The 21,299-nt window shown below is 72.1% G+C and carries 18 protein-coding genes; 4 read left to right on the forward strand and 14 right to left on the reverse strand.

What is annotated here, in order from left to right; all coding sequences use genetic code 11:
• Positions 1–84: 84 nt before the first annotated feature.
• The 7 genes from ACSBPH_RS07840 to ACSBPH_RS07870 are packed head-to-tail and all read right to left on the reverse strand — an operon-like array spanning position 85 to position 6,818.
• Positions 85–1,809: a CDP-alcohol phosphatidyltransferase gene (locus ACSBPH_RS07840; protein ID WP_442577028.1), complete on the reverse strand. Its 1,725-nt coding sequence runs from the start codon at positions 1,807–1,809 to the stop codon at positions 85–87.
• Positions 1,810–1,862: 53 nt separating this feature from the next.
• Entirely contained in the window at positions 1,863–2,597 is a 735-nt protein-coding gene (locus ACSBPH_RS07845) for a RibD family protein (protein ID WP_442577029.1), read from the reverse strand.
• A gap of 1 nt (position 2,598) precedes the next feature.
• Positions 2,599–3,615, reverse strand: a complete 1,017-nt coding sequence (locus ACSBPH_RS07850; RefSeq protein WP_442577030.1) for a lysylphosphatidylglycerol synthase domain-containing protein — start codon at positions 3,613–3,615, stop codon at positions 2,599–2,601.
• Positions 3,612–4,424, reverse strand: a complete 813-nt coding sequence (locus tag ACSBPH_RS07855) for an SAM-dependent methyltransferase (RefSeq protein ID WP_442577031.1) — start codon at positions 4,422–4,424, stop codon at positions 3,612–3,614. The genes ACSBPH_RS07850 and ACSBPH_RS07855 overlap by 4 nt, the downstream gene beginning before the upstream one ends.
• Positions 4,421–5,449, reverse strand: a complete 1,029-nt coding sequence (locus ACSBPH_RS07860) for a glycosyltransferase family 4 protein (RefSeq protein ID WP_442577032.1) — start codon at positions 5,447–5,449, stop codon at positions 4,421–4,423. The genes ACSBPH_RS07855 and ACSBPH_RS07860 overlap by 4 nt, the downstream gene beginning before the upstream one ends.
• Positions 5,446–5,841, reverse strand: a complete 396-nt coding sequence (locus ACSBPH_RS07865) for a 6-pyruvoyl trahydropterin synthase family protein (protein ID WP_442577033.1) — start codon at positions 5,839–5,841, stop codon at positions 5,446–5,448. Before ACSBPH_RS07865 ends, ACSBPH_RS07860 begins: the two co-directional genes overlap by 4 nt.
• Positions 5,838–6,818, reverse strand: a complete 981-nt coding sequence (locus tag ACSBPH_RS07870) for a zinc-dependent alcohol dehydrogenase (protein ID WP_442577034.1) — start codon at positions 6,816–6,818, stop codon at positions 5,838–5,840. Before ACSBPH_RS07870 ends, ACSBPH_RS07865 begins: the two co-directional genes overlap by 4 nt.
• 83 nt (positions 6,819–6,901) lie before the next feature.
• Between ACSBPH_RS07870 and ACSBPH_RS07875 the strand changes: the two genes are divergently transcribed.
• Complete coding sequence (locus tag ACSBPH_RS07875) at positions 6,902–7,723, forward strand: CDP-alcohol phosphatidyltransferase family protein (RefSeq protein ID WP_442577265.1); 822 nt, start codon at positions 6,902–6,904, stop codon at positions 7,721–7,723.
• A 66-nt stretch (positions 7,724–7,789) separates the two neighbouring features.
• On the opposite strand, the gene ACSBPH_RS07880 is transcribed toward ACSBPH_RS07875, so the two are convergent.
• The 3 genes from ACSBPH_RS07880 to ACSBPH_RS07890 form a co-directional block, all read right to left on the reverse strand.
• Positions 7,790–7,993 carry a hypothetical protein gene (locus ACSBPH_RS07880; protein ID WP_442577035.1) on the reverse strand — a complete coding sequence of 68 codons (204 nt, stop codon included), beginning with the start codon at positions 7,991–7,993 and terminating at the stop codon, positions 7,790–7,792.
• Positions 7,994–8,081: 88 nt separating this feature from the next.
• Positions 8,082–9,170 carry a Gfo/Idh/MocA family protein gene (locus ACSBPH_RS07885; RefSeq protein ID WP_442577036.1) on the reverse strand — a complete coding sequence of 363 codons (1,089 nt, stop codon included), beginning with the start codon at positions 9,168–9,170 and terminating at the stop codon, positions 8,082–8,084.
• Positions 9,140–9,856, reverse strand: coding sequence for a ThuA domain-containing protein (locus tag ACSBPH_RS07890; protein ID WP_442577037.1), 717 nt, complete (start codon positions 9,854–9,856; stop codon positions 9,140–9,142). The genes ACSBPH_RS07885 and ACSBPH_RS07890 overlap by 31 nt, the downstream gene beginning before the upstream one ends.
• 74 nt (positions 9,857–9,930) lie before the next feature.
• On the opposite strand from ACSBPH_RS07890, the gene ACSBPH_RS07895 reads away from it, so the two are divergent.
• Positions 9,931–10,947, forward strand: a complete 1,017-nt coding sequence (locus ACSBPH_RS07895) for a LacI family DNA-binding transcriptional regulator (protein WP_442577038.1) — start codon at positions 9,931–9,933, stop codon at positions 10,945–10,947.
• Here the strand turns inward: ACSBPH_RS07895 and ACSBPH_RS07900 are convergent.
• The 3 genes from ACSBPH_RS07900 to ACSBPH_RS07910 form a co-directional block, all read right to left on the reverse strand.
• On the reverse strand, positions 10,944–11,462 hold the full coding sequence (locus ACSBPH_RS07900; RefSeq protein ID WP_442577039.1) for a MarR family winged helix-turn-helix transcriptional regulator: 519 nt from the start codon (positions 11,460–11,462) through the stop codon (positions 10,944–10,946). The two genes, ACSBPH_RS07895 and ACSBPH_RS07900, sit on opposite strands and share 4 nt — an antisense overlap.
• A gap of 132 nt (positions 11,463–11,594) precedes the next feature.
• Entirely contained in the window at positions 11,595–13,742 is a 2,148-nt protein-coding gene (gene helR, locus ACSBPH_RS07905) for an RNA polymerase recycling motor ATPase HelR (protein ID WP_442577040.1), read from the reverse strand.
• Positions 13,743–13,973: 231 nt separating this feature from the next.
• Entirely contained in the window at positions 13,974–14,576 is a 603-nt protein-coding gene (locus ACSBPH_RS07910) for a TetR/AcrR family transcriptional regulator (protein ID WP_442577041.1), read from the reverse strand.
• A gap of 111 nt (positions 14,577–14,687) precedes the next feature.
• Between ACSBPH_RS07910 and ACSBPH_RS07915 the strand changes: the two genes are divergently transcribed.
• Positions 14,688–15,491: a sugar phosphate isomerase/epimerase family protein gene (locus tag ACSBPH_RS07915; protein ID WP_442577042.1), complete on the forward strand. Its 804-nt coding sequence runs from the start codon at positions 14,688–14,690 to the stop codon at positions 15,489–15,491.
• Complete coding sequence (locus ACSBPH_RS07920) at positions 15,491–16,633, forward strand: Gfo/Idh/MocA family protein (protein WP_442577043.1); 1,143 nt, start codon at positions 15,491–15,493, stop codon at positions 16,631–16,633. The genes ACSBPH_RS07915 and ACSBPH_RS07920 overlap by 1 nt, the downstream gene beginning before the upstream one ends.
• 220 nt (positions 16,634–16,853) lie before the next feature.
• On the opposite strand, the gene ACSBPH_RS07925 is transcribed toward ACSBPH_RS07920, so the two are convergent.
• Entirely contained in the window at positions 16,854–21,209 is a 4,356-nt protein-coding gene (locus ACSBPH_RS07925; protein WP_442577044.1) for a family 43 glycosylhydrolase, read from the reverse strand.
• Positions 21,210–21,299 lie beyond the last annotated feature (90 nt).

The raw sequence follows: 21,299 nt of genomic DNA on the forward strand, positions 1-21,299 counted from the left end.
CCACCGTCCTACCCTCGCTCGGACTCCTACCCCTGTGCGCGCGGGCGCGATGCAGGTGCGACGACGGATGCCTCGGCCGCGGGGTCACCGGCCGGACTGCGCCCCGCTGAAGGCGGCGAAGAAGCGGTTGCGGAAGGCATCCATTCGCCACACCGGAGCGTCACGTGACGGGAGCACTCCCGGCTGCCACCCCCACGCATCGATGCGCGCCATGACCACAGGGTCTTTCGCGATGACCGTGATCGGCACGTCGTGGTCGGCGTCGTCGCCGCTCACGATGCGGGCGGGCTGGTGATCGCCCACCACGACGAGCACGAGGTCGGGCGAGTCATACGTCTCGAGGTAGGAGAAGAGCGCCCCGAGGGAGTACTGGATCGACGCGCCGTACATCTGCCTCACGCGCGCAGGGTCCTGCCACACCACGACCGGGGGATCGCCGGCGGCTGCCTGCGGCGCATAGACCGATCCGTCGCCGAGCTCGTCCCACGGCACGAGGGTCGGCAGCGGCGTCCAGGGCGTGTGCGACGAGACGAAGTCGATCTCGGCCATGACGGGCGCGTGGCCGGGCGTCAGCATGCGGTCGTGGAATCGCCGCCAGGTGAACTGGTCTGGCACGCGGGCGTAGCTGAACATGGGCCCCCGGTATCCGAGGCTGCGCGAGTCGAGGATCGTTCCGTAGCGGTAGAACTCGGAGCCGGCGGCCCAGTCCTCCTTGTTGGAGGGCACGACGTCGACGGTGCTCCAGCCCGCGTCGCGGAACGCGCGGGCGAGGGTGAACCGACCGCTCGCGGTGAGCTGCGCGTACTTCTGCGGGGTGTCGACCCACAGGCCGCTCTGCAGCGTCGAGTGGGCGAGCCAGCTCACGCCCCCGAAGGTCGGCGACGAGAGGAAGGCGCTGCGCGACAGGTATCCGTCGCGGGCGAGCCGGTCGCCGCCGTCGCGCAGGACGCGCTCGACGCCGCTCGAGAAGCTCGATCCGTCGATCGCGACGCGGCCGTAGCTCTCGATGAATGCGAACACGACGTCTTTGCCGGCGAGGGCCGAGAGGAGACCCTCGCCCGGGCCGTAGTCATCCGCGCGCAGCGCGCGCTCGAACGCCTCCCGCTCACGGATGCCGAGAGCCGTCTGCTCCGTCGTCCCGGCGATGGCGCGCGCGGCGTCCGCCGACGCCAGCGGCACACCCGGGGTGAGCTGCGTGCCGAGGAGGGCGCCGACGATCCACGCCGTCGCGACGACGAAGGCCACGCGCCGGCCACCGCGCCCGGCGCCGGCCACCGAGCGGCCCGCACGCAGCGCCGCCGCGGCCAGCGCACAGACGAGCGCCGCGAACACAGCCGCAAGGAGCGCCAGCGCCACCACGAGGCCGACGGGGCCCGTCGTATCGGCCACGACGCCCGCCGCGGCGACGACCTGCGGCCAGTCGCCGTCAGCCTGGAACGGGCGGTCGATCGTCGCCATGAAGGCGAGGTCGAGCCCCCCGAGCATGATCGCCGCGACGACGAGGGCCGCGAAGAGCCCGGCGACGACGATGCGGGCGGCGCGCCACGGCAGCACGAGCATGAGGAGCACGAGCGCGACGGCCTCGAAGGGGATGCCGAGGAGGGCCCGGGGACTCCCCGCGGTGAGCGCGCCGGGAAGGAGCGCCGCGAGGACGATCGTCGCGAAGGCCGCGATCGTCGCCGCGCGGGACTCGCCGGCCTCACGAGGGTAGGAGTCCGCGCGGAGGAAGGAGGTTTCGCGCCGGTGGGTCCTACGTCCGCTCGTTCTCCGACGCTCGTGCACCGCGCCGCTCACCCCGCGCCCATCCACGCCGGGCCCCTCCACACCGCGCCCTGCCACGCCGGGCCGTCCTCCCCGGCCCGCTACGAGCGGGCGAGCGGGCGCCGCTCGCATGCGGACTCGTCGCTCTCGAGGCGGAATCGGCTCGACAGGGCATACCGCAGCAGCACGACGTCGCCGATCTGCCTCGTCTCGGCGAGGGTCGCGCGGTGCTTGGCGTTCCACGGAAAGCGACCGGCCTCGACGAACCGCGGCGCGCGCGCCTCCCCCACGAAGAACGGCGCGACCACGAGCTGCAGCTCGTCGGCCAGCTCGTCCACGAGGAACTGCGTGTGCACATGCCCGCCGCCCTCGACCATCAGCCGCCGCACGCCCCGCGCGCCGAGATCGTCGAGCACGTCGGCCATCGACACCTCGCCGTCGCCCATGCCCACGACGGTCGCGACCCCGTCGAGGCGCGGGGCGAGTCTCGCCACCACGCCATGCGGGCAGTAGACGATCTTCTCGGCATCCCCCTCTCGGAAGAACGCGGCCTCGCACGGGATCTCGCCCGTCGCGGTGACCGTGATCTTGAGGGGCGAGCACGGCAGCCCTGCCGCCGTGCGCCGCAGCTGCCGCTCCTCGCTGCGCACGAGCAGCCGCGGGTCGTCGCGGCGCACCGTCGACGCGCCGACCAGGATCGCGTCGCTGTCGGCGCGCAGCTGGTCGACGCGGTCGAAGTCGGCGCTGTTCGACATCGGCAGCTTGCGCGGGTCGGCGCTGTCAAGGTAGCCGTCGATCGACATCGCGCAGCTGAGGGTCACGTACGGGCGCGGCATCTCAGCGCCCCCCTAGGGGGGCGAGCACGCGGGCAGAGCGGCTCGCGACGCCGGCGCGGCGGCGGCGCAGAACGGATGCCGCGATCACGGCGAGCCCCGGAGTCACGGCGATGAGCGCGAGCACGCCGTACGCGGTCGAGACGGCCACGCCCGTCGCCGACCCGAGGCCGACCGTCGCGAAGGCCCAGCCCGCGGCACCTTCGCGCGGCCCCCACCCGCCGATGTTGAGCGGGATGGAGCCGGCGAGCACGGCGATGAGACCGACCGCAGCCAGTCTCGGCGGGGAGGCCGCGACGCCGACCGCGAGCGCGGCGACGACGAAGGTCGAGACGTGGCAGATGACGACCACGAGCGAGGCGACGACGACGCCCACCACCGTGCGCCGTCCCGCGAAAGCGGACCGGAGATGCGCGAGCTCGCGCATCACGATCGCGCGGGCACGCCGACTCATCGTCGCTGCGAAGGCGATCCCGACGCAGGCGACGACGACCGCGAGGAGCATCACGCCCACAGCGGGAGCGTATGCCCAGACGCCGAGCGATGCCAGTACGACGGCGGCAAGGCCCAGCTGCACCACCTGGCCCGCCGTACGCTCGGCGACGACGGCACGCGACGCGTGCGCGACCTGGTCGACGTCGCGCCCGTGCGCGACGGCCCGGTGCACGTCGCCGGCGACGCCGCCGGGAAGCACCGAGTTGAGCAGCTGCGAGCGGTAGTAGGCGGCGAGCGCTCCGGTCGTCCGCAGAGGGATGCCGAGTCCCCCCGCGATGAGCCGCCAGCGCCACGCGGCGGCCCACGTGGCGACGGCCGCGAGCCCGAGGGCGGCGGCGATCGGGCCCGCCGAGAGCGATGCGAGCCCACGGACGAACGGCGCACCGCCCACCTGGAGCGCGATGGCGACGAGGATCGTCGCGCCGACCGCGGCCTTCGCCCACCCCCGCGCACGCCGCGACGCGAACGCGGCGCGGATCCTCATGATCACGGCGCGGATCCTGGTGATCTCAGTCGGTGCGGTCATGTCGGCGAGGCCAGCAGGTCGGCGTGATGGATGACGACGCGCAGCTCGTCGCGGGCGAGCTGGCGCATGCGCCGGAGGATGTATTCGTCGCCCCACTCCAGAAGAGCGGGGCGCTGCTCGATCGCGGCGGCGACCCATCCCTCCAGCCACCCCGCGGTCAGTGCGGGGTCGGCGGAGCCCAGGCGCCACGGCGAGTCGGCGAGCCGGACGCTCCACCCGGCGCGGCGGAACGACTCTGCCGCGGTGGCCGCGGCATCCGGACCCAGCAACTGCCGCCCGTCGGCGAGACGGCGCTGGTGGTCGTTGAACGCCTCCTGGAAGACGTGATCTCCGGGGTCGGCGGGCTCGAGCCGGACGCGGCCGACGACGCTGAGGCTGAAGAGCGCGGGGGCGCCGGCCGCGACGCACGCCTCGACCACGGCATCGAGCTCTTCGCGGGTCAGCACGTCGAGGAGCGCCGACGCCGTGACGAGCGATGCGCCGGCGAGGTCTTCGGGACAGAGATGCTCGACGTGCTCGACGCTCGTCTCGACGTCGACGGCTGCTCCTTCGGCGTCGACGCCGCGGCTCGCCGCCGCGCGGGCGAGAAGGTCGCGGTTCCAGTCGTGGAGCACCCACGTCTGCGGTCCGGGGAGGAAGGGGGCGAGCCACCGCATCATCGACCCCGTGCCGCTGCCGAGGTCGTGGACGATCAGGGGGCCGTCCACCAGCCGGGCCGCGGCCTCGGCGAGCCGCCGGGAGCGGGAGCGGGCGTCTGTCTGCTCGCGCAGCGTGAGCCACTCGGCGGAGACGAGGATGACGTCGGTCATCGCGCCTCCTCGAGTGCGGCCGCGACGTGCGCGGCGGTCTCGTTCCACCCGGGCACCCGCAGGCGATCGCGTCGGGCCGTCGCAGTGAGGCGGGATCGGAGGTCGGGGTCGGTCATCCAGCTACGGAGCACGTCGGCGAGTGCAGCCGGGTCGCCGGGCGGCACGAGGGTCGCGGCGGAGGTCGTGCGCGTCGCCTCGGGGATGCCGCCCACGTCGCTCGCGACGACCGGGATGCCCCGGCGCAGCGCGTCGGCGACGACCATGCCGTAACTCTCGACGCGTGACGGGGCCACGACGAGGTCGGCGCGATGATAGGCGTCGTCGAGGGAAGGTCCGGAGAGGACGCCCGCGAGGAGGACCTGCCCCGCGATGCCCGCGGCATCGATGCGGCGCTCGACGGCCAGGGCGAAGGCCGGATCGACGTCGAGCGCGCCGGCGATCGTGCACGTCCAGCCGGCGCCTGCGTCGAGCTGCGCGAGGGCGTCGACCAGCACGTCCTGTCCCTTGTGCGGCGCGACGACGCCGATGCACAGGAACGACGTGCCCTCCGGCGTGCCCTCCGCCGCCGAGGCCTCCTCGGCACCGGGCGGCGCGACGACGACCGCGTCCTCGCCGACGGTCCCGCTCTCGGTGAGCCGGCGGGCGGTCCAGGCACTCGTCGCGACGATGCGCGCGGCCGCGGCGAACGCACGCCTCTCGCCCTCGACGGCGCCGGCATCGGCATCCGGGAACGCCGTCGAGTCCATGTGCGCGAGCACGACGATCCGCAGCCGCTTCGCCTCGACCGCGACCGCCTCCGACGCGTGCGCCGCGACGAGTCCGTCGATGAGCACGAGTCCGCCGTCTTCGACGGTGCGCAGAGCGGATGCCGCGGCCTCCCCCGTCGCCGTCACGAGAGGCACCTTCCATCCGAGCGCGGCGAGCCCCTCGCGCACCCGCAGGTCGAAGACGTTGCCCCCGCTCACGCGCGCCGGGTCGTCGACCCCCTCGGGGACGACGAAGGTCACGGCGCGCGGAGGGGTCACAGATCGACCTCGTACGACGCCCAGGCGATGTGCGACTCATGGAGGGTCACGACGATGCCGCTCAGTCCCGCCCCGCCGAGCTCGCCCGCGCGGGCGAGCTCGACGAGCCGGTCGGCGACATGGCGGCACAGGCGCTCGGTCGTCGTGTTGACCCCGCGGAACTGCGGCTCGTCATCGAGGGTGCGATATGACAGGGGCGAGAGGATGCCGCGCAGCGCCTCCGACGCACGCCCGATGTCGACGACCACGCCGTCGGCGTCGAGCTCGGCGGCCCGGAACGTCGCATCGACGACGAACGTCGCGCCGTGCAGCCGCTGCGCGGGCCCGAACATCTCGCCGGTGAAGCTGTGCGCGATCATCATGTGGTCGCGGACGGTCAGGGAGTAGGTCATGCGGCGTCTCTCCAGTCGATCGTGTGGCACAGGCCCGGGGTCGAGCCGTCCGCGATCCCGGCCATGATGCCCGGCAGGTCGCGCCAGGACGAGTCGCCGGTCAGGAGCGCGTCGAACGCGGGGTCGCGCAGCAGCGCGACGGCGAGCGCCATCCGATCGGCGAAGGAGCGCGTGCCACGACGGCGCGGCGACACCATGCCCACCTGGCTCGAGCGGATCGACAGGCGCCGGGAGTGGAAGGCCCCGCCGAGGTCGAGGGTCACGGAGCGATCGCCGAACCAGCTCGCCTCGATGATCTCGCCCTCGGTCGCGGCGCAGCGGAGGGCGAGCTGCAGCCCCGCCTCCGAGCCGCTCGTGTCGATCACGAGATCGCGCTCGTCCGGCGCCTGATCGGGGAGGCAGAAGGCCACGCCGAGCCGCTCGCACACGGCCGCCTTGTCGGGGTCGACGTCGATGATCGCCACGTCGGCGCCGGGAAGACCAGAGGCGATGCGCGCGACGGCGCAGCCGATCATGCCGGCTCCGATGACGGCGATCCGGTCGCCGACGAGGGGCGCGGCATCCCACAGCACATTGACGGCGGTCTCGACGGCACCGGCGAGCACGGCGCGGCGTGCCGGGATGTCGGCGGGCACGACCGCCACCGCACTGTCGGGCACGACGAACGCGGACTGGTGGGGGTAGAGCGTGAAGACGGTGCGGCCGATGAGGGCGCGCGGCCCGTCTTCGACGACGCCGACGTTGAGATACCCGTACTCGACGGGCGCGGGGAAGTCGCCGCGCTGGAACGGCGCGCGCATGCGGGTGTGCTCGCTCTCGGGCACTTCGCCGCGGAAGACGACCGACTCGGTGCCACGGCTGATGCCGGTGTAGAGCGTGCGCACGAGCACCTCCCCGCGGCGCGGTTCGTCGAGCGGCTGCCGCCGGAGAGCCCCGTGACCCGGACGCTCCACCCAGAACGCTGTCGCCTGCCTCATGCCGCTGCGATCCGCAAGTGAACGACGCGGGGGGTCGGATCCGTTCCATGAGTGGTACCCATGGAAGAGGAACGGACGGCGTGATGGAAAAGGTTCAGCTCGTGCCGCTGTGGTCTGTGGCCGGCGGCGTCGCCGGACTGGTCGTGCTCACCGCGATGGGACATCTGTCACCCCTTGGTTGGATTGCCGGTATCGCCTACCTTGTCGTCTCCGACGTCCTTCTGGCGAGGGGGTTGCATGCGAGCGGTCTGACCCGCTTCGGACCCGCCAACGCCGCGACGCTCGTCCGCTCGACCCTCGTGGGCCTCGTGACGGCGCTCGTCGCGACGGGGCTGTTCGCTGCGGGGGCGGGCGGCGCGGGGCCCGGCGAGACGGGGTTCGGCGGCGGTCTTGTCGGGGCGTCCACACAGGAGGTGCGGGCCGCGCTGCTCGTCGGCCTCGCCGCGCCCGCGCTCGCCCTCGATGCGGTGGACGGGTGGATCGCACGGCGCACCGGCACGACGAGCGACCTCGGCGCGCGGTTCGACATGGAGGTCGACGCGTTCCTCCTGCTCGTCCTCGGCCTCGCCGTGGCGCCGGCGCTCGGCTGGTGGGTCGTCGCGATCGGAGCACTTCGCTACGCCTTCGTCGCCGCCGGGTGGATCTGGCCGTGGATGAACCAGACCCTGCCCCCGAGGTACTGGCGCAAGGTCGTGACGGCTGTGGCGGGCATCGCGCTGGTCGTCGCGGCAACCGAGCTCCTCCCGCTGTGGGTCGCTCAAGCCCTTGTCGGGGTGGCGCTCGCTCTGCTCCTGGAGTCGTTCGGGCGGGATGTCATCTGGCTCGTCCGCGCGCATCGGCGGGCCGCGGCGCGCACCCCGGTGTGGGCGGCCGTGCGCCGATCGGCCGGCGAACCCGGGGCCTGACGGCGCCGGCCGGCCCCCCACCTCGCTTCGCCCGCTCGGGGACCGGGGACTGCTCGAGCACGGGTCTCAGTCCTCGGTGCGGCGCCGCCGCGCGATGCCCACCACGATGAGCACGACTCCGACCACCGCGACGATGGGGCCCACGATGGCCCACACCGTCGAGCCGGTCATCGCCGACCCGCCCAGCACGCCGATCCCCTGCAGAGTCCACACGATGCCGACGACGACGAGGATCGCACCGGGCACGACGAACGGCCATATCCGCTTCACGCTGACACCGTACTTCGGCCGGGCGCCGCGCGACAGGGGTGCGGGCTCGCCGAGCCTGCGGCATCCGTCAACCGTCAGGCGCCGTGCCTCACGCGAGCGGCGCGAACGGCACGAGCGGAGGACGCTCGACGGTGGTGGCGAGGCTCACACGCGATCCGGATGCCGCGGACTCAAGGATCCCCGTCATGATCTCGAGCACGTGCAGGCCCATGTCGCCCGACGCGCGCGGAGCGACGCCGTCCGCCGCGCGGAGGAGATCGAGCAGCCCGATGCCGCGCGCCGCGCCCGCGATGCCGGCGCGCAGCGCGACGGGCGTCCAGCCCGAGCCGCCGAGCGCGTGGAGCGACACGTCGCCGTCGAAGTGGTTCGGGTCGGGGACGCCGAGCGATCCGGTCTCGCCGTGCACCTCGATCGGCGGAGCCTTGGTCGCGGTGCCGTCGAACGTCGTGGTGAGGGTCGACAGCGCCCCCGAGGCGTGCTCGAGGATGCCGGTGACGTGCGAGTCCACGTCGACGGGAACGCGCTCACCGGCGCGGTCTCCGCTCGCGATGACGCGCTCCGAGCGCAGGCGGCTGCCCGCGCCGATCACCGACGTCACCGGGCCGAGGAGCTGCACGAGCGCCGTCACGTAGTACGGCCCCATGTCGAGGAGCGGGCCGCCGCCGGGCTGATAGTAGAAGTCGGGGTTCGGGTGCCAGCGCTCGTGCCCTGGGGTGACCATCTGCGCCGTCGCGGCGACCGGGCGTCCGATCTCGCCCGCGTCGACCACGGCCCGCGCGGTCTGCACACCCGTGCCGAGCACCGTGTCGGGCGCGCAGCCGACGCGCACGCCGGCGGCCTTCGCGGCGCGGACGATCTCCTGCGCATCCGCGAAGGAGGCCGCGAGGGGCTTCTCGCCGTAGACGTCCTTGCCGTGCGCGATCGCGGCGAGCGCGATCTCGGCGTGCGCGGCCGGGATCGTGAGGTTGAGGACGACGTCGACGTCGGCGGCGGCCACGAGCTCGTCGACCGACCGCGCGCGAGCCGACGGCAGGGCGCCGGCCACGGCATCCGCCCGCGCACGATCGAGATCGGCGACAGCGGTGATCTCGACGTCCGGTGCGGCCGTGAGGGTCTCGAGGTAGACCTTCGAGATGAAGCCGAGTCCTACGATGCCGATGCGGTGCGGGCTGCCCACAGCATTCCCCTCTCGATGATGGTGCGCACGCTCGGGTGATCGAGCACGTCGGGACTGTGGCCGGGCGTCGTGACGACGATGCGGCCCGCGCCCCACTCGCGCGTCCAGACGGCGGGCGAGGTGTGGGGGCGGCGCCACGGCTGCTCCGGCTCGGCGGGGTGCGTCGTCGTGGCGAGCACGTCGTTGAGCTCGTCGAAGAGCACCCAGTACTGCTCGGTGCGCAGCGTGAAGTCGTCGAGGCCTTCCGTGATCGGATGCCTCCGCCCGAGCTCGGTGAACTCCACGGTGTAGTCGCGGTAGTTCTCCTCGCCCTCGGCGCGCTCGACCCCGGGCCCCACAGCGGGATGCGTCGCGAACTGCCCGCCGACGAGCTGGAGGTAGTCCGACGATGCTCGGAACGAATCCGCGATGCCGCCGTGCCAGCCGGTCAGGCCCGTGCCGGCCTCGACGGCGGCGCGGAGCCCCGCGAGCTCCTCGCGCGAGATCTCCGACATCGTGACGGACTGCACGATGAGATCGGTCGCGGCCAGTTCGTCCGCGTCGGCGTAGACGGCCGTCGTCTCCTCGACGCGCACGTCGAACCCGCTCTCGCGCAGGAACGGCAGGAACCGCTCCGTCGCTTCGACGGGCTTGTGCCCGTCCCATCCCCCGCGCACCACGAGGGCCTTCCGTGTCGGCGTCGCCATCGAACACCACCTCCGGCTCACGACGATGCCAGCCCGCGGCATCCGTCGTCCGAATACTGCGCAAAAATAGGGCGATGAGCGACGACGCGATCCGACGGGCATCGCTCGCCGACGTCGCCGAGGCGGCGGGCGTCTCGGCGAGCACGGCCTCACGCGTGCTGTCGCGTCGCGGCGACTACTCGCCCGCGACGCGGCGCGGCGTGCTCGACGCGGCGGCGCGGCTCGGCTACGACCGCGGCACGACGCCGCGGGGGCGGAGGGCCCAGACCGACCAGCGGCTCATCGAGCTCGTGCTCGGCGGCCTCGGCGGCCCGTGGACGCACCAGGCGATCCTCGGCGCGCACGAGCGGGCGTTCGCCCTCGGCTACGACCTCGTGCTGACGAAGGAGCGCGACGACCCGCTCGATGACTGGCCCGCCCGCGTCGCGGCACGGCGCTCGTCGGGCGTGGTCTTCGCGATCATCACGCCGACCCGGCGACAGCTCGACCTCATCGCCGACTTCGCCGTCCCGAGCGTCGTTCTCGATCCGCGGGCCGACACCGAGCCCGGGATCGTCACGGTCGGGGCGACGAACCGCAGGGGCGGGGCGGATGCCGCGCACCACCTCGTGTCGCAGGGCTACGAGCGCTTCGTCTTCGTCACGAGCGCCCTGCGCTACCGGTTCGGCCGGGCGCGCGAACAGGGCTTCCGCGAATCCCTCGCCCGGGAGGTGCCCGAGGCACGTGTGGAGGTCATCGACGCCGACTGGATCGGCGGGGTCTCGCGTGCCGGGATCGAGCGGCTCGTCGCGCTGTCGGCGGATGCCCGACTCGGCGTCTTCGCCGTCAACGACGCCGTCGCCCACACGGTGATCTCAGCCATGTTGAGGGCGGGGCGGCGCGTTCCCGACGAGATCGGCGTGATCGGCTTCGACGACGAGCCGAGGCCGGCCGGCGGCATGCCGCTGTCGACGATCCGCCAGCCGATCCACGAGATGGCCGCCCTCGCCGTCGACCTCGTCGACAGGCTGGGGCGCGGCGTGGTGCTCCCCGAGCACCAGATCGAGCTGCCGACGGAGCTCGTCGTGCGCCGCTCCACCTCGTCGCTTTAGCCGGTCTCGTCGCCCGCGTCGGCCTCGTCGACATCCATGAGCAGCCGCAGGAGACGGATGAGCTCGGCCCGGTCGCGCGGGCTCACGCCGGCGAGGGCCTCCTCCTCCCGTCGCACGAGCTCGCGCATCGCGATGTCGACGCGGGTCGCGCCCTCCGCCGTGATGCGCACGAGGATGCTGCGCCCGTCGTTCGGGTTGGGCTCCCGCTCGATCAGGCCGCGCTCCATGAGACTCGCGAGCCGCGCCGACATGCCGGCGCTGCTGGTCATGGTCCGCTCGATCAGCTGTGCCGGCGCGAGCTGATGCGGCGGATCGGCGCGGCGGAGCGCCGCGAGCACGTCGAATTCCCACGCCGCGAGCCGCGCCGTGCGGAACGCCCCCGCGCGCAGGCGTGCGAGACGGGCCGCGACCCGGCGCAGCCGCGACATGACGTCGAGGGGCGTGAGGTCGACGTCGGGAAGCCGCTGCCCCCACGCATCGATGAGCAGATCGACCTCGTCATCCCGCACGGCCATGGTTCGACCGTACTTGCTCAGCACGACCCGTCGCACGCGCGCGCGCTCGCGAGCGCCACTGTTTCCTGCGAGCGCCACGTCGCGCGACGTAGCGTTCGCAGGAAACTGCAGCCCTCGACGACGGCGACCCGCTCACGGCGTCAGGACCGCGAGCCGCTGCGTCGCGCGTGTCATGGCGACATAGCGGTCGACCGCCCCCTCGATCCCCTCGCCGAAGTCGTCGGGGTCGACGACCACGACGAAGTCGAACTCGAGCCCCTTGGCGTGCTCGGGATCGAGCGAGCGCACGCGAGCCGAGTCGGGGAAGCCGGGCGCGCCGATGACGCACGCGACCCCCTCCCCCTCGGCGTGGGCGACGAGCCACTCGGCGACGAGCTCGTCGAGTTCCGCCGCCCGCCCGTGATGCACCGGGATGCCCGCCGCCCGGATCGAGGTGGGCACGTTCGCGTCGGGGATGGCCGCGCGGATGACCGGCTCGGCGACGGCCATGACCTCCTCGGGGGTGCGGTAGTTGATCGTGAGCGACCGGAGCGAGACGTCGTGCAGCCCGATCCGCGCGAGGCGCTCCTCCCACGATTCCGTGAAGCCGTGGCGGGCCTGCGCGCGGTCGCCGACGATCGTGAAGCTCCGCGACGGGCAGCGGCTCAGCAGCATCCGCCACTGCGCGTCGGTCAGCTCCTGCGCCTCGTCGACGATGATGTGCGCGAACGGCCCCGCGAGCAGATCGGCGTCGGGACGGACGATCCCCGACTCGTCCTCGAGCGAGTTCACGAGATCCTGCCCGCGGAGCATCGTCATGATGAGCATCTCCGAGTCGTCGGCCGCGATGAGCTCATCGGCGACACGCTCGCGCTCGGCCCGCTCCGCCGCGAGAGCGGCCTCGCGCTCGCGTGCACGCCGCGCGGCGGCGGGATCGCCGAGGCGCCGGCGGGCGGCATCGAGCAGCGGGAGGTCCGACTCGGTCCAGGCCGCGGCATCCGTTCGCTGCAGCAGCTGCACCTCTTCGCGGGTGAGCCACGGGGCGCATCTACGGAGGTACGCCGGCACCGACCAGAGGTCCGCGACGACGACGGATGCCTCGATCAGCGGCCACGCCCGCTGGAAGACGCGGGCGAGCTCCTCGTGGCGCGCGAGCGCGCGGCGCAGCTGGTGCGGCGGCACCTCGCCGCCGAGCTGGTCGCCGAGGATCTCGAGCACCGTCTCCCACACCTGGTCGCGCGCTTCGTTGTGCGGGGTGCCCGGCTCGGGCGACGCGAAGGCCTCGGCCCAGTCCGCGGGCGTCAGCAGGAGGTCGGCCCACGTCGTCTCGATGACGAGCGGCGTCGTCGGCGGCTCCTCGTACAGCGCGACGGCGGGCTCGATCGCGGCGACCATGCGGGAGTCGGCCTTGAGCCGCGCGACGGCCGGGTCGGTCTCGGCGCGCGCGCCGGCGCCCTCGCGCACGAGGTCGCGGATCATGCACGTCTGCACCGACTCCTCGCCGAGGCTCGGGAGCACGTCCGACACGTAGGCGAGGTACTGCTCGTGCGGCCCGACGAAGAGCACCCCGCCGCTCCCCCGCCCGAGCCGCGGGTCGGCGTAGATGAGGTAGGCGGCGCGGTGCAGCGCGACGACGGTCTTGCCCGTGCCGGGGCCCCCGTCGACGACGAGCGCGCCCTCGGAGGGGGCGCGGATGATGGCGTCCTGATCGGCCTGGATCGTGCCCAGCACGTCGCGCATGCGCGCCGACCGGTTCGAGCCGAGGCTCGCGATGAACGCGGACTGGTCGTCGAGCGCGGCGGCGGACTCGAGGCCTTCGGGCGTGAACACCTCGTCCCAGTAGTCCCGCACGCGCCCGCTCCCCCAGCGGTAGCGACGGCGGCTCGCGAGGCCCTGGGGGTTCGCGTGCGTCGCGGCGAAGAAGGGCTCGGCCGCCGGTGCGCGCCAGTCGACGAGGAGGCGGTGGCCCGCGGCATCCTGCAATCCGAAGCGCCCGATGTACACGGGCTCGCCGTCCTCGGGCACGATGCGGCCGAGGCACGCGTCGAGGCTGAAGCGGCGCAGGGTCCGCAGTCGCGCGCTCAGGCGGTGGATGTCGAGGTCGCGGTCGAGGGCGGCCTGGCCCTCGCCGACGGGCGCGAGCCGCAGCGCGTCGAGGCGGCGCGAGAGGTCGGCGATCGTGTCGGCGAGGCTCTCGGCGATGGCCGCGAAGTGCCGGTCGTCGCGCTCGGTGAGAGCGGGGTCGGCCTTGGCGGCGAGGTTCTCGGGCAGATCGAAGACGCTGGTGGTGAGAGGCGACATGCGGTGGACTCCACTTCCGGGGTGGTGCTCGCCTGCTGTGAGGATGCCGGAGAGATCGCGCCCGGTCGGGGGATTCGACACGATCTCCCGGACGCGAGCGCCACTCCCCGACCGGGACGCGGCCGAGAGGCGGGCGGCGAGGGCGAAGCGAGGATCGATTCTGCCCCGACAGGGGGCCCTTGCCGCAAGCCCCACCCCCCTCCGTACAATGGAAGGGGAACAGGGGCGCGCTCAGGGGTGGGCGAGCAGCTTCTCCAGCAGTGCGAGCGCCTCGTCCTGCGGAGCGTCGGGGTCGAGCAGCCACTGGGTCTGAAGGCCGTCGGATGCCGCGATCACGAGCGCCGCGACCGCGTCGGGGTCGACGTCCTCGCGCAGGACGCCGTCGCGCTGATGGCCTCGCACGAGCTCGGCGAGTTCGTGGCGCAGCGCCGCGAACCGACGGGTCGCGAAGTCACGGGCGGCGGGATGCCCTTCCTCCAGCGCGGCGGCGACGAGCATCGAGTAGAGCTGCACGAGACCAGCGACGGTGCGGTTGCGGCGCGCGGACTCCTGCATGATCCCGACCGGCGTCGCATCGGACGAGTGTGGATCGTCCCGGTCGCCGCGGCGCTCGAACTCGCGGTAGACCTCGACCAGCAGCGCCTCCAGCGAGCCGAAGTGGTGCGTCAGGGCCGCGTGGGTGACGCCCACCTCCTGCGCGATGGCGCGGAGGCTCGTCTTGTCGGAGCCGCGCTCGGCGAAGACCTCGATCGCCCGGTCGAGGATCTCCTGGCGACGCGCGACGCCCTTCGCGTACGACCCGCGCGGACGGGGCGGAAGGGCTTCGTCGGTCACGTCAGCATCCTATCCACACAAAACCTCCACGCGGAGGTTTGTTGTGCTAGCGTCGGTTTTCACGAGCGGATGCCTCGTCCCTTTCATCGCCGAATCAAGGAGCCCTGACCGATGCCGGTCCTCACGTCCATCCAGTTGTTCACCCTCCGCGAGGCGCTCGAGAGCGACCTCGACGGCACGCTGGCCGAGGTCGCCGCCCGCGGCTTCACGGCCGCCGAGCCCTACGACTTCGTGCGCCGCGCCGAGCCCCTCGCCGCCGCGCTGTCGGCGCACGGCATCGCCGCCCCCTCTGGGCACGCCTTCCTCGCGTCGGAGTCGTTCGTCAATCCCGACGGCAGCGGCACGACCCTCCCCGTCCCGACGCCGGCAGAGGTCTTCGCCGCTGCCAAGACGCTCGGCATGGGCATCGTGATCGACCCCTACACGGCGCCCGACCGCTGGCAGAGCGTCGAGCAGATCGAGCACACCGCGCGGCTGCTCAACGCCGCCGCCGAGATCGGTGAGGCAGAAGGCATCCGCGTCGGCTATCACAACCACGCGCACGAACTCGAGGCGACCTTCGACGGCAAGACCGGGCTCGAGGTGCTCGCGGGCCTCCTCGACCCGCGCGTCGTGCTCGAGGTCGACCTGTACTGGGTCGCGCGGGGCGGCGTCGATCCCGTCGCACTGCTCGAGCGCCTCGGCGACCGCGTCGTCGCCGTGCACGCGAAGGACGGCACGCTCGACCCCGAGGCCGTCGCGGCCTACCCCCCGGCCGATCAGGTGCCCGCCGGCGCGGGCGTCGTGCCGCTCGCAGACGCGATCGCCGCCGCGCCCGCGCTCGAGCTCGCGATCGTCGAGTTCGACCACTACGAGGGCGACCTCTTCGACGCGGTCGAGAAGAGCCGCCTCTACCTCGACGGGATCGTCCGCTGATGGCGGGCTCGGGTCCCGTCGGCGTCGGGCTCATCGGCGCCGGCAACATCAGCGATCAGTACCTCGCGCACCTCACGACCTTCCCCGACGTGCGGGTGCTCGCCGTCGGCGACGTGCTGGAAGATCGCGCTCGCGAGCAGGCCGCGAAGTACGGCGTGCCGTCGGCGGGCAGCGTCGACGTCGTCCTCGGCCACCCCGACATCGAGATCGTCGTGAACCTCACGATCCCGGCGGCGCACGTCGAGGTCTCCGAGGCCATCCTCGCGGCGGGCAAGCACGTGTGGAGCGAGAAGCCGATCGGCATCGATCGCGAGTCTTCGCTCGGGATGCTCGAGAAGGCGGATGCCGCGGGCCTGCGCGTCGGTCTCGCCCCCGACACGGTGCTCGGCCCCGGAGTCCAGACCGCCAAGCGCGCGATCGCCCGCGGCGACATCGGCCGCCCCCTCTTCGCCTCGACGAGCTTCCAGTGGCAGGGCCCGGAGATCTTCCACCCGAACCCCGGCTTCCTCTACGCGCGCGGCGGCGGGCCGCTGCTGGACATGGGCCCCTACTACGTCTCGGCGCTCGTCCACGTCTTCGGTCCCGTCGCATCGGTCGCGGCGCTCGGCCTCAAGGGCTCGGAGTCGCGGCTCGTGCAGGTCGGCCCGCTCGCGGGCGAGGAGTTCCCCATCGAGATCCCGTCGACCGTCTCGGCGCTGATCAGCTTCGAGGACGGCGGCCAGGCGCAGAGCCTGTACAGCACCGACTCGCCGCTGCTGCGCCACGGCGTGGTCGAGATCACCGGCACCGAGGGCACGATGGTCATCCCCGACCCCAACACCTTCGGCGGCGGTGGCGCGATCACGATCACCCGTCCGCTCACGCAGGCCGTGGTGCCGCCGGCCCCCGTCATCCAGGAGACGCTCGACGTCCCGCTGGAAGGCGTGCTCACCGGCCGCGGCCTCGGGCTGCTCGATATGGCCCGCGCGATCCGCGCCGGTCGTCCCCACGTCGCGACCGGACGCTTCGGGTACCACGTGCTCGACACGCTGCTGGCGATCGAGGAGTCGGTCGAACGCGGCTCGTTCGTGCCCGTCGAGAGCACCCTCGACGAGGTGGGCTCCCTCGCGGCGGATTTCGACCCCCTGGCGGTCACCCTCTGAGGCATCCGCTCCTCGAACCGGCGTCGCCCTCGGGCGGCGCCGGTTCGTCGTTCCCCTTCCCTCTCCCCCTCCTCCTCCCCCTGCCACGAGCCGACCACCGGAAGGGTCTGGCCCGGGGGCGCGGCCCGCATAGGGAAGCGCGGACACGGCAGAGCGCACGCGGCACGACGAAGGGCGGCGTCGCCGGGCTTCCGCCCGGCACCGCCGCCCTCGTGCGTGACTAGCCGCAGACCGCTCCCGCGTAGGTCGCCGTCGAGGTCGACGTGACGGGAGCCCCGCCGATCGTCGCCGTCGCGGTGACCTCGACGGAGCCGCCCTCGAGGTTCGCCAGACGCGTGCTGAACGCCTGCGAGGTGGCCTTGCCGGCCGCGAGGGACGCGATGTCCTTCGTGCCGTAGGCCGTCTTGACGCTGAGCGAGGCCGCGACCTCGTCGACGTTCTTGGTCGTGACGATCAGCGTGGCCTTGCCGGCGACGCAGCGCGTGGCGGTCGACAGCTCGATCTTCGGCCCCTTGGCGGGCAGCGTGATCGTCTGCGGCGCGACGCTCTCGAGCGTCGGCGTGACAGCCTTCATGAGGCCGTCGGCGCCGAACTCCAGCTTGTCGATCGTCGTCTCACGGTGCGTTCCGTCGCCACCGGGCATCCCGAAGCGGTGGTACGCGATGTACCAGTCGTCGGTTCCCGGCACGTTGATGATCGAGCTGTGACCGGTGCCCTTGATGCCGAGCGCCAGGTTCTTCTGCAGGATCACGCCACGGTAGGTCCACGGCCCGTTGATGCTCGTCGCCGTCGCGTAGCCGACGCGGTAGTTCTCCGAGCCGGTGTCGTCGATCGAGTACGTCAGGTGGTAGAGCCCGTCGCGGTAGTTGAGGAAGACGCCCTCGCGGAAGTCGGTCAGACCGTTGATCCGCTGGTAGGTGCCCGCCTTGATCGACACCATGTCGTCGTTCAGCTCCGCGATGACCGGCGAGCCGTTGCCCCACGCGAGGTACCACTTGCCCGTCACCGGGTCGTGGAAGGCCGCGGGGTCGATCGCCTGCCCCGACGTGACGGCCTCGTTGTTGAGGATCATCGCCGTCGGCTGCGCGATGAACGGCCCCTCGGGGCTGTTCGCCACGGCGACGCCGATCGTCTTGCGGTTGTACGTCGGGTTGTGACCGCTGAAGTAGAAGTAGTACTTCCCGTCACGCTCGATGATCGTCGGAGCCCACGCGTTGCCCGTCGCCCACGGCACGTTGCCGTTGGCGCCGTCGAGCGTGAGGAACGGCTCGGCCGAACGCGTCCAGTCCACGAGGTTCTTCGACTTCCACACGTAGAACGTGTTGCCGCCCCAGCCGGCCAGGCCGTCGGTCGTCGCGTAGATGTAGTACGTGTCGCCGAAGACCGCGATGTTCGGGTCGGCGTAGAACCCGGGGAGCACGGGGCTGTTGACCACGCGCGCCTCGAACTTCCACGTGACCGTCCCGCCGTCCGGCTTGGTGAGGGTGTAGTCCACCGGCTGGCTCAGGTCGACCGTCGTACCCGAGGCGGGCGAGACGGTGGCACCGGGAACCGTCGAGAACGTCGGGGCGAGAGCCGAGACATCCGTCCCCTTCTTCACCGGGAGCACGACCGTGTGGGCCGTCGCGTCGACGATCGGCGCGAGCTTGAGCGCGTCGGCGTTCGAGAGCGACACATCCAGCAGCTGGTCGGTGACGCCCGCGTTGGAGAGCACCTCCGTGGCCGACAGTGCGCGGTTGTACACCTTGACGTTGTCGAACCAGCCCTGGAAGTACCCGTCGGCCGAGTAGAACGACTTGCCGAGGTACGCGGCGAGGTTCGTGCCGAGGTCGCCGATCTTGGCGGTCAGGGCGTCGTTCTGGCCGAGCTTGATCCCGTCCGAGTACACCGTCATCTTGTTGTCCTCGAAGACGACGTCGATGTGGTGCCACTGGCCCGAGGCCACGCTGCCGGTCACGGCCGACTCGTTCTGCCACGACGACTGGGTGATGGCACTGCGCACATCGCCGCCGCGCACGCGGAGGAAGTAGTACTTGTTCGTGTCGGCGCCCAGCGCGAAGGTGAAGAAGTTGCCGCTGGACTTCTCGGACTTGACGTCCATCGAGACCGTCGCGGTGTTGCGGCCGTCGAAGAAGCCGGTCGGGAACGACGCGAAGCCGTTCGCCGAGCCGTCGAGCTTCAGCGCCTTGCCCTTGACCGCGTCGGTCGCGACCGCCGCCGTCCCGCTCGCCGTGAGGTGAGCCGTGCCCACCGAGTCCTTGAGCGTGCCGTCATCGAACGTGTACGTCGCGATGGGGTTCTGCTGGGGCTGCTCCGGCTCGCCCGGGTCGACCGGCTGGTCGCCGTAGGCGGCGAGCAGGCGCTCCTGCTCGGCGGCCGACAGACGCAGCACCGAGCCGTGGCGGAAGGCCTGGTCGAACGAGTACTGGTTCGCACCGGTCCCCGCGCTCAGCTGCGTGAACTGCAGGCTCGCCAGCGTCGTCGCGGTCTGCGCGTAGTAGCCGCTCTGGTCGCCCATCACCGACCAGCGCCCGTCGGGGAGCTGGTAGACGGTGAGGCCCTCCATCGAGGCGCGCATTCCGTGAGCGGATGCCTCGCCCCGGGCGATCACGGTGGTCCAGGGACCATCGAGGCTCGGCGCGGTGTCGACGACCGTGTTCCAGTCCGACGTCGCGAAGCGGTAGTAGGTGTCGCCTTCCTTCGCGATCGTCGTGTCGATGATGTTCGGGCCGGTGAGGCCATCGCCCTTGGCGTTGAGCGACTGCCAGATCTCGGGCTTGGTGAACGTCGTGAAGTCGCGCGTCTTGGTCAGGTAGACCCGCAGCGCCCAGTCGTTCGTGCCGTTGTCGGTCTTGTCGCGGGCCGACCAGTAGACGTAGTACTCACCGGTCGCCTCGTTGTAGATCGCCTCGGGCGCCCACACGCAGCCCGCCTGGTCGAAGCCGGCGAAGACGATGCGCTGATCGCTCCAGTGCACGAGGTCGGTCGACTCCCACACGACGATGTTCTGGCTCGCGTTCAGCTGGTCCCAGCCCGAGCCGCCGGCCCCGCCGCCCTCGGCGTGCAGGTCGGTGCCGATGATCCAGTACTTGTCGCCCTCGGGGGAGCGGACGAGGTGCGGGTCGCGCACGCCGAGGTCGCCGGCGAGGTTCTGCAGGATCGGGGCGTTCTTGTTGAGCTTCGACCAGTGCAGGCCGTCTTCGCTGTAGCCGTAGAAGATCTTCTCGTAGCCGCCCTGTGCCGCGAAGTGCGTCCAGAGGTAGCCCGCGGTGTAGTCCTTGTCGAGGTTCGCGGGAGCAGCCTTCACCGTCACGGGGATGGAGCGCTGCACGCCCGTCGTCGCGACGGTCGCCGTGAGCGTCACGGCCGTGTCGGAGGCGCCGCGCGTCACGACGCCGGCGGCCTTCCCACCCTGCGCCGTCGTCGTGATGACGCCGGCGGGCGAGGCCGACCACGTGATGGTGCTGCCGTTCTTCGAGCCCTTCGTGGGGAGCGTGATGTTGCCGCGGATGTCGGTCGCGTTCGGGATGACGATCGCGTCGAGGTCCTGCTGAGCGAGCACTTCGCCGCCGGGCTGCGCGAGCACGGTCACCGAGAACTGCTTCGTCTGCGACGAGCCGCCGCGCGAGATGGTGGCGGTGAGGGTCGCGGTGGCGGGCGCCTGGCCCGCGGCCGGACGCGTCACGACGCCCGTCGCCGAGACGGCGGCGGTGTTGCTCGAGGCCCACGTCACGCTCGAGCCGTTGGCCGCCGTCGTCGGCAGCGTCAGGTTCGCCGTGACGGCGCTCGTGTCGCCGAGGGAGAGGGATGCCGCGTCCCGCTGCACGCGCGTCGCGTCGGTCGGCGAGAGCGCGGCCACTTCGATCGCCGTCAGCGCCGAGTCGTAGATACGCACGTCGCGGAGGCTTCCGGCGAGGTACTTGTCGGCGTTGTAGACCGATCGCCCGAGGTAGTTGGCCGTCGTGACGCCGCCGCCGATCGCGCCCGGGGTGGTCGTCACGCTGGTGCTCTGCCCGACCTGGACACCGTCGAGGTAGATGCGAGCCGTGTCGGTCGCGTCGTCGAGGGTGTACGTGATCGTCTTCCACACGTCGCGCGTGAGGTTGGCGTTGCTGTTGACCGTCTGCTCGGTCGACCAGTTGCCCGTCGCGATCGACGTCTTGTAGCTGTTGCCGGTCGAGTACAGATAACCGTTGCCGACACCGCCGCCGTCGGTGTTGCCGAAGCCGTAGATGAAGTAGGGCGTGCCCTGAGAACCGCGGATCAGCACGTCGGCGCTCACCGTGATCGAGGAGAGACCGGCGAGGATGTTGTTCGGCAGCTTGATGTGATCGTCGGCGCCGTCCAGTCGCGCACCCTCACCGCCGGTCAGGGTGGGTCCGCCGACATAGGCGGCGTTCTTGCCGGAGCCCGAGGCATCCGTCGCCACCGTCCCCGACGTCTCGTTCAGGGGGTAATGCGCGACCAGATGGGGCTCGGCGGCTGTCGCCGGCTGGACTGCCACGACGGCGCCCGTCAACCCGATCGCGAGTGCTGACACGCCGGCCACGACGCGGCGCATGACTCTCTGCTTCATTGCACATCCTTCTCGCCCGCATCGTCGGCGGAGCGGTACCTCTCGTGATGTTATCGCTCACATGAGGGATCGGCAAGAAGCCGGACCGGG

The organism is Microbacterium sp. F51-2R (assembly GCF_052180235.1).
In the GTDB taxonomy this organism is placed as follows: Bacteria; Actinomycetota; Actinomycetes; order Actinomycetales; family Microbacteriaceae; genus Microbacterium.